Source organism: Kaistella antarctica (assembly GCF_900109615.1).
In the GTDB taxonomy this organism is placed as follows: domain Bacteria; phylum Bacteroidota; class Bacteroidia; order Flavobacteriales; family Weeksellaceae; genus Kaistella; species Kaistella antarctica.
Window position 1 is genome coordinate 613,303 of sequence record NZ_FOIX01000003.1, and the last position, 15,003, is coordinate 628,305.

At 37.9% G+C, this 15,003-nt stretch carries 12 protein-coding genes; 7 read left to right on the forward strand and 5 right to left on the reverse strand.

Annotated elements, in window-relative coordinates:
* Positions 1-7: 7 nt before the first annotated feature.
* The 7 genes from BMX49_RS11350 to BMX49_RS11380 all read left to right on the forward strand — a co-directional run bounded on the left by BMX49_RS11350 (position 8) and on the right by BMX49_RS11380 (position 9,217).
* Entirely contained in the window at positions 8-808 is an 801-nt protein-coding gene (locus BMX49_RS11350) for a helix-turn-helix domain-containing protein (RefSeq protein ID WP_034720859.1), read from the forward strand.
* 72 nt (positions 809-880) lie between these two features.
* Positions 881-1,741 carry a hypothetical protein gene (locus BMX49_RS11355; RefSeq protein ID WP_126337100.1) on the forward strand — a complete coding sequence of 287 codons (861 nt, stop codon included), beginning with the start codon at positions 881-883 and terminating at the stop codon, positions 1,739-1,741.
* Positions 1,742-1,890: 149 nt separating this feature from the next.
* Complete coding sequence (locus tag BMX49_RS11360) at positions 1,891-2,718, forward strand: helix-turn-helix domain-containing protein (RefSeq protein WP_034720861.1); 828 nt, start codon at positions 1,891-1,893, stop codon at positions 2,716-2,718.
* Between the two features lie 183 nt (positions 2,719-2,901).
* Complete coding sequence (locus tag BMX49_RS11365) at positions 2,902-5,052, forward strand: prolyl oligopeptidase family serine peptidase (RefSeq protein WP_034720864.1); 2,151 nt, start codon at positions 2,902-2,904, stop codon at positions 5,050-5,052.
* A 117-nt stretch (positions 5,053-5,169) separates the two neighbouring features.
* Positions 5,170-6,825 carry a T9SS type A sorting domain-containing protein gene (locus tag BMX49_RS11370; RefSeq protein WP_081864379.1) on the forward strand — a complete coding sequence of 552 codons (1,656 nt, stop codon included), beginning with the start codon at positions 5,170-5,172 and terminating at the stop codon, positions 6,823-6,825.
* A 288-nt stretch (positions 6,826-7,113) separates the two neighbouring features.
* A complete protein-coding gene (locus BMX49_RS11375; RefSeq protein WP_051803852.1) occupies positions 7,114-8,793 on the forward strand; it encodes a DUF8189 domain-containing protein in 1,680 nt (559 codons plus the stop codon).
* Positions 8,794-8,908: 115 nt separating this feature from the next.
* Positions 8,909-9,217: a protease inhibitor I42 family protein gene (locus tag BMX49_RS11380; RefSeq protein WP_034720869.1), complete on the forward strand. Its 309-nt coding sequence runs from the start codon at positions 8,909-8,911 to the stop codon at positions 9,215-9,217.
* 432 nt (positions 9,218-9,649) lie between these two features.
* Here BMX49_RS11380 and pgl read toward each other — a convergent pair whose 3' ends face one another.
* From pgl to BMX49_RS11405, 5 genes are read right to left on the reverse strand one after another with little or no spacing between them, the layout of a single operon-like run.
* Positions 9,650-10,375, reverse strand: a complete 726-nt coding sequence (gene pgl, locus BMX49_RS11385) for a 6-phosphogluconolactonase (RefSeq protein ID WP_034721570.1) — start codon at positions 10,373-10,375, stop codon at positions 9,650-9,652.
* 1 nt (position 10,376) lies between these two features.
* Positions 10,377-11,897 carry a glucose-6-phosphate dehydrogenase gene (gene zwf / locus BMX49_RS11390; protein ID WP_034720871.1) on the reverse strand — a complete coding sequence of 507 codons (1,521 nt, stop codon included), beginning with the start codon at positions 11,895-11,897 and terminating at the stop codon, positions 10,377-10,379.
* A 36-nt stretch (positions 11,898-11,933) separates the two neighbouring features.
* Positions 11,934-13,373, reverse strand: a complete 1,440-nt coding sequence (gene gnd, locus BMX49_RS11395) for an NADP-dependent phosphogluconate dehydrogenase (protein WP_034720873.1) — start codon at positions 13,371-13,373, stop codon at positions 11,934-11,936.
* A gap of 23 nt (positions 13,374-13,396) precedes the next feature.
* Positions 13,397-14,485, reverse strand: coding sequence for a transaldolase (tal, locus tag BMX49_RS11400; protein ID WP_034720874.1), 1,089 nt, complete (start codon positions 14,483-14,485; stop codon positions 13,397-13,399).
* A gap of 38 nt (positions 14,486-14,523) precedes the next feature.
* On the reverse strand, positions 14,524-15,000 hold the full coding sequence (locus tag BMX49_RS11405) for an RpiB/LacA/LacB family sugar-phosphate isomerase (protein WP_034720875.1): 477 nt from the start codon (positions 14,998-15,000) through the stop codon (positions 14,524-14,526).
* Between the last annotated feature and the right edge of the window lie 3 nt (positions 15,001-15,003).

A 15,003-nucleotide genomic window follows, 5' to 3' on the forward strand; every position in this document is an offset into this window, starting at 1 on the left:
AGTAAAAATGAACTTTCACTTTTATCGCCCGACAAATGAAATATTAAAAAAATATATTGCAGGATTTTATTTCATTAAAGAAGATAAAAAAGCAGAACCAGTTTCGTACCTGACTTTTCCAAACAATTATTGTATTCTTACGATCAACCGCAATTTCAAAGTTGAAATTTCTGAGCACAAAGTTACACTTGAATCTTCAGAAGTCAAAAATTTAACGGTAAGTTTGGTGACGCGTTACATGGAGCCACTCCAGATTCAGTACCATCATTTAATTGATGAAATCACCATTTATTTTAAACCCTTAGGAATCAATTATTTTATCGAGGATGTCACCAAAATTTTCGAGCCTGGCCCGCTACTAAACCGAGACTTTTTAAGTGGATTTGCCGCTACTCTTTCGGAACTTTTCAACTTGGAGCGAAATGATCAGATTACCCAAATAGAAGACATCTTACTGGCTAATATGAAAAATACCGAGGTTGATCTGATCACTTCGATTGTAAAAGATGTAGAGGCAGGAATTGCCGTAGCAACAATTGCTGACCAGCATCATATGAGCCGCCAATACCTCGGTCGTTTATTCAAAAGTAAATTAGGAAAAACGCCGTCAGAATTTAAAAAAATAGACCGTTTTCGAAAAACCTTTAAAGCTCACAAAACTGCCAGAAATCTAACTGAACTTTCGACGCTCGAGTTTTATGATCAATCTCATTTTAACAAAGATTTTAAAAAATTTACCGGCAAAAGTCCAAATCAATTTTTCAAAAATGTCAATACGGAAAAAGAAAACATCTGGTTATTTATTTAAGAGTTTACATCTTTACAATTTTAGAAACAATTCATTGAGTACTTTTGCTTCTGACCATAAATAAAGTAAACAATGAACTGGAAAAAGTTTCACTATTATCTCTACACATTTTGCAGGTATTTTTTAGCTACGATGATTATTTCGTATGCTTTTGCTAAAATTTTAGAAACACAATTTGTATCTCAGCCGAGTACTTACGACAGACCGATCGGTTCCTTAAATGGTTTCCAGTTAACCTGGTTTTATTTCGGCTACTCCTACTGGTATGGGTTGGTCATCGCATTTACTCAGATCATAAGCGCCTTACTTTTATTTTATAGAAAAACGGTTCGTATCGGAATTATTCTCTTCCTGACCTTTATGGTAAATATCACCTTAATGGATTTTGCGTATGACATTAAGGAAGCAAAAATAATGGCCCTGATTCTAACGGGTATGGCTCTTTTTGTTTTATTGTCGGACTACAAACTTTTAATTAAATATTTTCTGCAAGAGCCGCCTTTGTTCGCTGACGTCGAACAATCAAAGTGGCAAAAGAAAGTAAGATTCTTAAAATTCATCTACATTCCCATCGTGTTCGTTGGCCTATTTCTATTGTTGACCACGATGAAAAAAAAATATATGGGTCAGACTAAATTTTATGGAACCTGGGAGAATACGGTTAATGCAGATCGCCTGCATTTTGAAGCGGGTGATTCTTTTCAGCTCATTCGCAACAACGAAAATAAAAGTTTTAAAAGTGGAATTTATACGTTCACCCAAGATTCCTTAAAGTTGAAAATTGTAGCGGACGATAAAATTTTTGCGCCTAAAAATTCTGCACCTGATGATTCGAACTTCAATTACTATCTCAAAGGAATATATCAGCTCAATGATAAAAATTTAAGGTTTCAAACAGAGCACGATACCTTAACTTTTAAAAGAATTAGATAAAAACTGTTGTGTACTTCTAAGCAGTTAAACGATTAGATTTCAGAGTTAGTCCTCTACCCATAATGCCCATTTTATCACTAAGTAGTTCACATTGCATAATAATTTAAAATTAAGTATATTTGAGATCTAATTGACACCTAATCAATGTCATGTACACCCTATACTATCCTCCGCATCCAGCTCTGGCGGATTTCGTAGAAGTAATCTGCATCATGGGTCACGATTTCAACGCCGGTAATTTCCTATCGCCGGTTTATACATTCATGCCCACGCATACCCGTTTCCTTTGCTTTTATCTCGAAGATTCTGTAAAAGTTAAAAAGAAAAATTTATCTGATTTTGAAGATCATGGACGTTCCATTATTATCGGTCCTCAAGTAACTCCCGTAACTTTAGATTTGGGAAGAAAAAACGTGAATCTTCTGGTTATTTTAAAGCCGTGCGGTCTTTATCGCTTACTCGGTATTCCACTCAGTGAAATGGTAGATTGTGATTTTGATGCTACTTTGGTGATCGGTCCAGAAATCAATAGTTTGACGGAGCAGTTGATGGAAAGTCCTACCAGCCAAGAACGAAATCATATTGTTCAAACGTACCTCCTGCAAAAGGTTGCCCAAATAAAACCAATCCTATCAATCGACTTGGCCATGAAAAATCTTGTCAATGCGCAGGGTAAAATTTCAATGGATAAGCTGGCCGCTCAATGCTGCCTGAGTAATCGCCAATTAGAAAGGCAATCACTCCAACGAATTGGCTTTCCGCCCAAATATTTTGCACGCCTTATTCGCTTTTCTGAAGCATATAAATTCAAGGAAAGAAATCCCCAAATCACCTGGACCGAAATCGCCTACCATTTTGGATACTATGATCAAATGCATCTCATCCGGGATTTCCATCATTTCACTGGGGTCAATCCCAGCATAGTAAACGAAAAAGAAATAATTCACTCTGTGCGATTCAATTCAGTGGTGTTATAAACATTAGTGCTCTTTTCATATACAATTAGCAAACTTTTACAACTTTTTTATCACTCGAATTAAATCGATATCGAAAATTATAATGTCGCATTTATACTATGTTGTAAATAAGGTTGTTTTTTAAATTTGAAATCCACTGTGCAATATGTTGAGATGCAGTGTTCTATTTAAAAAACACCTATCATGAAAAAACTATTTTTATTACTAACGGTATTGCTATTTTCAAAGCATAATGCCCAACTTCAATATCCGGCAACACCTGCAATTGAGGTCAGTGAAACTATATTCGGAACAGTTTACAAAGACAATTACCGATGGCTCGAAAACATGAAAGATCCCAAGGTGATTTCCTGGTTTAAAGAACAAGCGGAGCTCACCAATTCGGTTATGAACACCATTTCAGGTCGGGATGAACTCATTGAAGAGTGGCGAAAACTCGCACTCTTACAGCCAGCTGTTGTATTTTCTATAGCAGAAGCAAAAGGAAAATATTTTTTTCAAAAAAGAACTCCAGGGGAAAAAGTGAGTAAAGTGTATTATCGGGAAAGTTTGAATAGTGCAGATATTTTGCTTTTTGATCCTTTAACATTTGTTCCCGGAAAAACTTTATCTGTACAAACCATCAATCCAAGTAACGACGGAACCAAACTCTTGATTGCTTATTCTGAAGCAGGTGCAGAGGTTTCGACGATACGCGTGATGGATTTAAAAACCAAAAAATTTTTAGATGATGTAATAACTGAGGCTTTCGGCGCAACAGACTGGACCTTGGATGATTCCGCTTTTTTTTACATGTGGATAAAGTCGGCGGACAACACAGATCCAACTGCACGTTTAAATCCGAAATCAAAGTTGCATAAATTAGGAACAGAAACCAGCATGGATATCGATTTTTTCAGCAGTGCCAGTTATCCTAATTTAAAAATTGACCCTAAAGTGTATCCCGTCACTTATTTTAATAAAGATAATCCCAATTATATTTTTGGAGCATTATATTCAGTTGCCAGAGAATTGCATTCTTATTACGCTCCAATCGATCAAATGAATTCTAAAATCATTCCTTGGAAAAAACTTACCACCGCTGATGATAAAATAGTGCGTGGAATCGAAATATTTGGAGATAAAATTTATGCGATTACTTATAAAGATGCAAAGAATTATCAGCTAATTGCAACGAGCTTAAAAAATCCAAACTGGAAAACTGCAGAAATTATCGCACCTGAAAATGCAATGACTTTAGAAGGAATTACCAGATCAAAAGATTTTCTATTTCTCGCTTATAGCGATGGACTTAATAATTTTCTGTACAAATACAATCCCAAAACCAAGAAAACAACTCCTATAAAACTTCCTTATGAAGGATCTGTTTCTGGTCAGCGTTTATCCACCAACTCCAATAATCTCATCATCGAAATCACTTCTTGGAATAAACCCTTTACAGAAATGCTTTACAATGCAGAAACAGATCAGTTTACAAAAAGCCCTTTCAATGAGCGAGCAAATTATCCCGAAGCTTATAAAAATTTAATCGTAGAAGAAGTTAATGTAAAAGGTCATGACGGCGTGATGATTCCACTTTCTATTATTTATCAAAAAGGGATGAAAAAAGATGGTTCCAATGTCGGTTTTATTGAAAGTTACGGTGCTTATGGCTTTAGCATGAATCCAGGCTTTTCGGCTCGATTAAATTCTTTGGCAGTTAAAGGCGTGGTGATCGCTATTCCTCATGTTCGCGGCGGAAGTGAAAAAGGCGAGCAATGGTATAAAGCCGGCTATAAAACAACGAAACCAAATACCTGGAAAGATTTCATTTCCTGTGCTGAATATTTAATTGAAAAAGGTTTTACAAAAGCAGATCGATTGGCAGGAACGGGAACTAGCGCTGGCGGAATTTTAATAAGCAGAGCCATCACTGAAAGACCCGACTTGTTTGCAGCTGCAGTTACAAACGTTGGAATTTCAAATGCAATGCGCGTAGAGTTCAGTTCTAATGGTCCGGTAAATATTCCTGAATTTGGAACCGTAAAAGATGAAGTAGAATCTAAAGCCCTCTTCGCGATGGATGGAATGCAACACGTAAAAAAAGGAGTTGCCTACCCCGCTGTTATGGGCGTAGCTGGTTGGAATGATCCCAGAGTCGTCGCGTGGCAACCTGGAAAATTTATAGCTGCCTTACAAAATGCGACATCTTCGGGCAAACCAGTTTTGATGAAAGTCAATTACGATAACGGCCATTTTACGGAAGACAAGGAAGTAACCTATGCCAATTTTGCAGATCAATATGCCTTCATGATGTGGCAATGTGGTCATCCAGATTTTCAGGTGAAAAAATAAAACATTTCTTGCTTTTCAAAAATTAGGAATATGTAAAGCTTAAATTAAAAAATATTCTATCAGTATTTTTAAATATTGCTGGTAGAATATCCATCATAACAATTAAACATCACAATCATGAAAAAATTTACGATCCTTTTTTTCTCAGTCATAATGGGTGCCTTATCCCATTCTCAACTTACAGATGGTCCTGGCCGAAGCCTTCCAAAACCTTCTACTGAAATTATCGCCTTAAATGCACAAGAATCGGCTCTAAAAGCTGCAGGTGATTTAAAAGGTTTACAGGTAAATAGACTTGCCCAAATAGCGGCTTGGCAAAAAATCGATCCAGCGCTGGCCGCCGAGTTCAAACCAAACGCAGTCATTCAAACTGATTTAGATAAGATTACTGGATTTTCACAAGACCGATCAGAAACCTTTTCCAAAAGTGATTCCCGTTGGAGAACAGACCTGCAGATCAATCCTTTTTTTGTGAATGACGGCGTTGATATTGACCTCGCTTTAGATGGTACCATTTATATTGCCTCTTTTATCATGAAACCTGGCGCTTTTGATGAAATTTACATTTATAAATCTACCAATAATGGGACTAGCTTTAGTCTTTGGGGAACCGCCTCTACACCGGATGTTATGACCAAAATAAAATTATCTTTGATGGATAAAGGAGCTACAAAATATTTATTTATCACTTATTCTGCCGAGAACGGGAAATTGCAAAATTTACGCTTCAATTTAGCTGGTGGTCCGTTGAGTTCAGAAACAATTGCTAACAATGTAAAACTATTTGATATCGATGTGGATTATGAGTTTGCTGGAGCTCCCCAATTGTATGCCATCTACACCAGGTCTAACGACGGTATGTTCTCGGCCCGAAGTTCTGATAATGGTTCAGGTTTCAATTGGGGTGATGAACATTATTTAGGATATGGAGCCAAAGAAATTGCCTTTACATACGGCAAAGGAAGTACCTTTTTATCTTTTATCGGATATGCGACAGGTGACCATTTTTTCATGTCCAACAGCGGCTATAATAGTCCCACCGGCTGGAGCGATAGAACTACCCTCATGACTTCTGCAGTCAATGAATCAAAATATATCAGTTTAAGGGCAGAACGGAAACCCTATGCGAATTTTCGGGTCGTGTGTTTTGTGTCCAGAAAGCAAAATTCACCAACAATTAAGTTTAGAGGTGTAGCGGAAATCATTACTCCGGGCTCAGTTCAAACTGTAATCATAACAGGTTTCTATCCTACCAACGTCCTCCATTGGGATTCTTGGTCTAAAAAAGTAGATGGAAATACGGCCATTACAGCCTCCTTTGTCACTGAGGAAGACAGGATTTTTTATGTTACGGATTATAACAACTTAAATTTCGCTAATGAGGTTCAGATTTCGGATCAGCAAGTTTTAGTTGGTCCCGCGAAGAGTGCCATTGCCAGCGATGCGAATAATTATCAGATTGGAACCTATGTTAGCGGAACGAGTGATTTCGGATTGTATTTTGATTCCAGCCGACCAACGATGGCTGTAAATGAAAACATCAAAAATAAAGTTTCATTCTATCCCAATCCAGTTGAATCGATGTTGACCTTAACTTCCAAAGGAAAGATTAACTCCATTATCATTACGAATATGGTCGGTCAGCAAGTGAAAAGTTTTAAACCTGAGGCTAACATTGCCATCTTAAATCTCTCCTTATTGACTAGCGGAACCTATTTTTTGCAAGTTGATATCAATGGAACAATCGAAAATCACAAATTCATTAAAAAGTAATTGAGGTAGCAATCCTAAACTTGTTAGATGGATAAATTTGCTTTTTACATTACTCTAATCAATAAAATTACTTTTTAGCAATAGTACAGGCGATGAGATAAAAAAGTGCTTCCATATAGCATCTTTCTGACCTATAATTCTTTTTTCAATTTTAAGTAAAATTCAAAAGATGTCGGATTTATGCTATGTTTTGATGAGGTCATCTTTTAATTTTGTTGTCGAAATTTCACAAATGACGGAGTGTAGCCGAAAATCCGACCCAGAGTAGGCAAATAAAAACATATAATCATGGCACAACTTAATTTCGCAGACCTTTCGAAAGAACTACGGAAAGTCGGCGCACGCTGGAGCGCGATGGAAAATACAATTTCACGACTCGAACCGGTAGAACGAAAAAAAATGCTGGGATTTGATATCTCTACAGCAATGAAAGCAAATTTCTCAGCAGCCCAACCAGATTCTAAGAGTGGTTTAGCATTTGATCCAGCAGTAGACTGGCGAAACAGAAAAGGTGGCAATCATGTCACCTCAGTTAAAAGTCAGGGAGGCTGCGGTTCTTGCGTTTCTTTCTGTACGGTTGCAGTTACGGAATCTATGGCTTCTATTGAAAAAGGCCAACTTTTGGATTTATCGGAAGCTGACGCACATTTCTGTTCCTCGCACGGCGCAAGTTGTGGAGGCTGGAACCATACTGATGCTTTTAATCAAATTAAAATTCGCGGTGTTTCTGATGAAGCCTGCTTTCCCTATGCATCTGCTTTTCCTGGAAATAATGTGTGGGCAAAACCACCCGCCCCTACCTGTCATCCTTGCGCAGACCGTAATTCTCGGGTTACCAAAATCACCCAGCTTCATAACTTAAACTCTTATCAGGAAGCCAAAAACTACCTCACCACTACAGGTCCCATTGCCTGTGGTTTTAAAGTTTACGAAGACTTTTACGCTTACCATACCGGCGTTTATCGTCACGTCACAGGTGCATTTGAAGATGGACACTGCGTGATGATCATTGGTTACTCTGAAGCCGAACAATGTTGGATCTGCAAGAATTCTTGGGGAAACACTTGGGGAATGGCAGGATATTTTAAAATTGCTTACGGAGAATGTGACATTGACACTTGGACCAAAGTTGGTGTTACAGGCGTAATCCTACCTGCACCCGCAGTTTCGTGGCATGGATTTGAAAACTTAGGAGGATTATTAACCTCAACACCGAATGCTGTAAGTTGGGGCCCTAACAGAATAGATGTTGTGGTGCGCGGCACAGATAGCGCCGTTTATCATAAATGGTGGAATGGTTCTTCCTGGAATGGCTACGAAAATTTAGGTGGTCTTATTCAAGATGCGCCAACTATATGCTCTTGGGCAAATGGACGACTTGATATATTTGCAACTGGTTTGAATCATCACTTGTGGCATCGCTGGTATCAAGGAGGCTGGAGTGGCTGGGAAGATTTGGGCGGCGTACTGTCAAGTGAACCTGCAGCGGTTTCTTGGGGCAACGGCAGAATTGATGTTTTTGCCAGAGGAATGGATTCGGCGCTTTATCATATGTGGTATGACGGTCGCTGGCATTCCTGGGAAAATTTAGGAGGAATGCTTGGGTCAGCTCCCGCTGTAGCATCTTGGTCAGGTAATCGATTAGATTGTTTCGTGCAGGGAATGGATCATCATTTATGGCACAAATGGTGGAACGGTTCTGCCTGGAGCGGATGGGAAGATCTTGGCGGAACAGTACAAGGTGCGCCAGGAGCTGAATCGTGGGGTCCGAATAGAATCGACGTTTTTTATGCCGGTAAAAATTTCAATATGATGCACAAATGGTGGAACGGTTCCGTTTGGAGTGGTGAAGAAAACCTTGGTGGGCAACTATCTTCTGGTGTGGGAGTTTCTTCTTGGGCATCCGGAAGACTGGATTGCTTTGTAGATGGAACTGATTCTACACTTTATCATAAATGGTTCGGATAGAAGTAATATAATAAGTGTGGGTTTCGATTAATTCTCGGGCCCACATTTTAATAAAAGCGCCATGAAAAAATTGATTTACTTTTTCTTTCTATATTTCATTCTAAATTGCAATCCTATGAATAACGAAATAGTACACCTTAATAGAGGTGAAGTTCAGCGAATCACTTTACCAGGACGTGGATCTACTGGTTTACAACTGCTCCACCGTACCGACAATGACTCAATTCTTCTCATCAGCCGAGTTTCACAAAATAAGAAAAGCGATGAGACTGGTTCCAACCAACTCGGAGGTTCTGTAGAGATCACCTTTGAAATGAAAGCTCTTGAGCCCGGAGAAACGAAAGTGACTTTTTATGAAACTCTTCCCTGGGAAAAGGATTTTAAAGAAATTGTGGTGAAAGAGTTGACGGTTCAAGTCAAATAAGTCTAGAGTACCTACTTCCTCTTAGACAAGATTTATCTTTTTTTTAAATGACCTATTTCATTAAAAGGGTTTTGTAAAAAATTCAGAGGCTTTAAAAGCTAAAGGAATTCCGATTGGAATTCCTTTTTTTTTTTGAATTAAGGGTGTGATTTATTTTCCTATCATCATATTTAAAAAATTTGTGGTAGAAACATTTAAAAGTTTTTACTTTAAGTTTAGTAACGACCATTTTTAAATAAAACCATTTTGCACAGCCGCGTCGGAATGTTCTTCTGAAAATCGATCATCTATTTTACCTCGACTGTGTACTGGAGTGGTTATGAAAGTTACAACCTTCTCCCTTTTTTAATGGGTGCAGCTTATGATGCGGCGATGTCCAAATTTGAATGACTTTTTTTTTATTTTAAAATATTTATCCAAGTTGAACTGCTTCTACTTCAAACGAGAAGCTGCTGGCTCGTCTAAAAACCACTGAACTTTTTTATCATCCGTGGTAATCAACCTTGCTGGATACAATTTCTCTGACCCAGATCGATCTTCTAAGACATGAAATACAGCCTCAGCCTTTCCTTCGCCAAAAACTAAAAAAGCAATATGTCTTGATTGATTGATTAAAGGAGCCGTCATCGTAATTCGATCCATTCCTACTTCTTCCACAAAAACAGATTTTACAGTTGCTTCATTTTTATCCAATATGGAAGTATTTGGAAAAAGAGACGCTGTATGGGAGTTATCCCCTAAGCCCAAAAGATTAAAATCAAACTCGACTGGATTTCCCTCAAAATGTTGAGTAATCGTTTGCCAATATTTTTCCGCTGCCTCTTCTGGTGTGCCCGATGTATCCACTTCAAAAATATTCGATTCTTTAATTTTTAAAGGTTCGAATAAAGCTTTTCTCGCCATCATCGAATTTCTTTGGAAATCATCTGCTGGCACGAACCGCTCATCGCCAAAGAAGAAATACGTTTTAACCCAATCGATTTTATCTTGATACGCTTCAGAAGCGAGCAGTTCGTAAAGGATCTTAGGCGAACCTCCACCAGAAAGCACAAAATTAAACTGACCTCGATTTTTAATAGATTCTTCGGCAACATCGCAAATGGTTTCGGCTAAAGCCTTAATTAAATCTGTAGTCTTATTATAAATTTTTAAATTCATTTTACTCTTTTTTATTTTTATCGGGTAAATTAATCCAGTGAAAACCATCTTTGGCAATCAGGGCTTCTGCATTTTCGGGACCCCAGGAATTGGCAGGATAATTCGGAAAATCATTCATTTTATTATTTTCCCAATAGTCCAAAACTGGCATCACGACTTCCCAGGCAGCTTCTACCTGATCAGCGCGCATGTATAAAGTTTGATCTCCAGAAATAACGTCTAGCAAGAGTGTTTCATAAGCTTCTGGCGAATCTATTTTGGTTTTTCCATCGTAATCAAAAACCATATCGACCGTATTTAAATTCATCTCAAGACCTGGAGTTTTGCTTTCAAGTTGAAATTTAATGGACATATCAGGTTGTATGCTAATAATAAGTCTGTTCTGTTTCGGCAGATTTCGCTCCACATTATTGAACATATTGTGCGGAACTTCCCGGAATTGAATGATGATATGCGACGCAGATTTAAAAAGTCTTTTTCCAGTCCGCAAATAAAACGGTACGCCTTGCCAGCGCCAGTTATCAACATAAAATTTTAAGGCCGCGAAAGTTTCGATATTAGAATCTTCATTTACCTCAGCTTCTTCGCGATAGCCCAAAACTTCTTTGCCTTCAACCCAGCCAGCGCCATACTGACCTCTAACCGCAACTTTATCAATCATGCCAGGCACAATTTTGCGCATCGCTTTTAAGACCTCTACTTTCTTGTCACGAACGAGATCAGCGTCAAAATTTACGGGTGGTTCCATCGCAATTATACAAAGCAATTGTAACAAATGATTTTGAATCATATCTCGTAGAATTCCTGCGTTATCAAAATAACTTCCCCGATCTTCGACGCCAATTTGTTCGGTCACCGAAATCTGTACATGTTCAATATGCGTGCGGTTCCAGAGCGGTTCCATAATCGTATTCGCAAAACGGAAAGCCATCACATTCTGAACAACTTCTTTACCTAAATAATGATCGATTCGGTAAATCTGTTTTTCATCAAAAATAGTGAGCAGTTTTTTGTTTAAAGCCTTAGCCGATTCAAGATCTCGACCAAACGGCTTCTCAATAATAATACGGGTGGTTTCGTGATTATTTTCTAATTTACTTTTGGAAATATTTTCGGCAATGGTGCAAAATAAATCTGGAGATACAGCGCAGTAGTAAAGAACGGAAGGATCTTCTTTCCATTCGTTTTTAAGCTTGCTAATCGTCGATTCGAATTCATCATAAGAGGCCACATCTTTAATGTCTGCCGCCTGATAAGAAATGTTAACTGAGAATTTTGCCCAGTCTTCTTTTTTGGCTTTGCCCGTCCTGGAAAACTTGTTAATTCCGGCTAATAAATCAGTTCGATATTTTTCGTCTGTAAATTTCGTTCTTGAAGTTCCTATGATCGCAAATTTTTCTGGCAATCTGTTTTCGAGATAGAGATTAAAAAGCGCCGGAATAATTTTTCTTTTGGTTAAATCTCCGTTACCGCCAAAAACAATAAGGACAGTCGGTTTATGTGCATTAATCGTATATGGCATGTTTAATTTTATTTAATAAATTCTTTTTTTAAGGGATTATTCTTTGATATTTTCCATGACCCATTTGGTATGAAAGACCCCTTCTTTAGCTTTGAGTTCATAAGTATGCGACCCAAAATAATCACGCTGCGCCTGAATAAGGTTGGTCGGCATATGTTCATTTCGGAAATTATCGAAATAACTTAAAGCGGCAGAAAACGCAGGTGTGGATATTCCATGAAGCGTTGCATCGGAAACAACCGTTCGCATACTGGGAATAGTTTTAGTTACATTTTTCGCAACCTCAGCATTTAAAAGCAAATGCTTCAATTTCGGCTCGCTATTATAAGCTGCGTAAATATCCTCCAAAAATTCTGAGCGAATAATACACCCGCCGCGCCAGATCTTCGCAATTAAATCTAAATTCAAATCGTAGTCAAATTCCTCATTCGCCTGGTAAAGCAAATGCATTCCTTGCGCATAAGCAGAAACCATGGCAAAATAAAAAGCTTCTTCAAGTTCATCGCAGTATTCCTCATTATTTTTTTCGTAAACCATATTGACAGAATCAGGATATTTTTTTGAAGCTTCTACTCTTAAATCCTTTAGGCTTGAAAGGTCACGCATGGAAACAGAAATATCAATAATTGGGGTCGGAAGATGTAAATCCATGGCAGCTTGAGAAGTCCATTTTCCGGTTCCTTTTGCTTTCGCTTGATCTCTAATGCTTTCTAGTAAAAGATGTTCTTCACCTTCATTTTTGTAGGCGAAAATATCAGTTGTAATTTCTACTAAATAAGATTTTAATTGGCCTTCATTCCATTTTTTATAGACTTTATGAATTTCGTCGTTCTCCATTTGAAGACCCTTTTTCATAATTTCGTAGGATTCAGAAAGTAATTGCATAATAGCGTATTCAATTCCATTATGAACCATTTTTACAAAATGACCCGCGGAACGTTCGCCCATAAAAGCAACGGTTGGCTCACCATCAACCTGCGCTGCAATCTTTTCTAAAATCGGTTTGATGATTTCATAGGCTTCCTGATCTCCGCCAGGCATCATGCTCGGTCCTCTTCTAGCTCCCTCTTCACCACCGGAAACGCCCATGCCAACAAAATGAAATCCTTTTCCTTCGAGTTCAATAAACCGACGTTCGGTATCTGTAAAATGAGAATTCCCACCATCGATGATGATATCGCCTTTATCTAAAACTCCTAATAAATCATCGATCACGCTGTCAACTATTTCTCCAGCTGGAACGAGCATCATCACAATCTTAGGACTTTTAAGACTGTCTGTAAATTCCTTTAAATCTGAAAAACCATGAATATTTTTGTTGTTCAGATTATTAAGATTTTCAACGGTCTGCGTATTATTATCGTAGCCCGCACAGGAATATCCATGGTCAGCAATATTTTGTAAAAGGTTAGAACCCATGGTTCCCAAACCGATCATTCCAAATGAATTTTTATTTATATTTTCTTGTGTCATCATATTTTTACTAATAGGTTTTAAAATTAAAGTTTACGTTTTTGAGTATCAATACTTTTAATTAATTTTTCGTAGGCTTGATTAAATTTCTCGATGCCTTCATTTTCTAATTTTCGGGTGATTTCATCCATATCAATTCCTACTTTTGCTAATTCTTCCAATGCTTTTTTGGCTTCATCTAAATTCTGGGTCAAAGTTTCAGCAACTTTCCCATGATCCCGAAATGCATCAATAGTTTCGATAGGCAAAGTGTTAATGGTGTCTTTACCTATGATACTTTCTACATAAATGACATCACTAAAGGAAGGGTCTTTAGTTCCCGTACTCGCATAAAGTACTCTTTGTTTTTGCGCTCCGTTTTCTTCGAGGTTTTTAAAACGGTCGCTGGCAATCATTTCCAAATAAATTTGATAGGCTTCTTTCGCAGATGCAATAGCTATTTTCCCAACCAAATCATCAGCGCCTTTTTCTTTTAACATCGGGTTGACCATAACATCGATTCGGCTCAAAAAGAAACTCGCCACGGATGAAACATCTTTTATTGAATTGCCTTCTGCGAGACGGTCTTCAAGTCCGCCCATAAACGCATCTGTTATTTCCCGGTAGCGAGGAAGTCCAAAAAGCAAGGTCACATTAATATTGATTCCTTCTCGCAAACATTCTCGAATCGCAATCAAACCTTCTTTCGTTCCCGGAATTTTTATCATCACATTTTTACGGTTAACCCTTTTCCAAAGGTCACGCGCCTGTTCGATCGTTCCGTCGGTATCGCGAGCGAGATAAGGTGAAACTTCCAAACTTACCAAACCGTCTTGCCCATTTGTTTTATCGAAAACTGGTTTAAATAAATCTGCAGCTCTTTGGATATCGGAAAGTGCTAAATCGAAGAAAATAGCAGCATTACTGTCTTCTGTTTTTGAAAGGTCTATAATATCTTCATCGTAATCCGAACTTCCGCTGATGGCTTTTTCAAAGATGGAGGGATTGGAAGTGAGACCGCGCAAATCATCATCATCAATAAGGTCTTGTAATTTCCCCGAATCCATAATTTCGCGATCTAATAAATCTAACCAAATGCTTTGATTGTGTTCCTGTATTTTATTTAAAGGGTTCATTTTGTTTTTTTTTAAATTAATAATTTTCCGTAGGATATTTATGAAGAATTACGATTATTTTCTAAATCTTCAATTTTTTTCAGACGCCTCAAATGTCTTTCGGCACCAATAAATTTTGCCTTTAAAAAGGCCAAAACTAATTCTTCAGCGCTCGCATCTCCTGTGACACGTCCGCCAAGACAGATGAGATTCATATTGTCATCTTCAACACCTTGATGAGCGGAAAAATGTTCGGTGATCAACGCAGCTCTCACACCCGCAACCTTGTTTGCAGCAATACACGCTCCAACTCCACTTCCGCAAATTGCAATACCCCGAAAAACTTCCTCAGCTGCGACGGATTTTGCTAAAGTAATTACATAATCTGGAAAATCATCATCGCTATTCAATTCTGTTGCACCAAAGTCAATAATTTCAAAATTATTTTTAATGAGAAAGGAAATCAGTTTCTCTTTAAGGTCAAAACCGCCGTGATCTGCGCAGATTCCTATTTTTAATGATTGTTGTGTAGGCATACT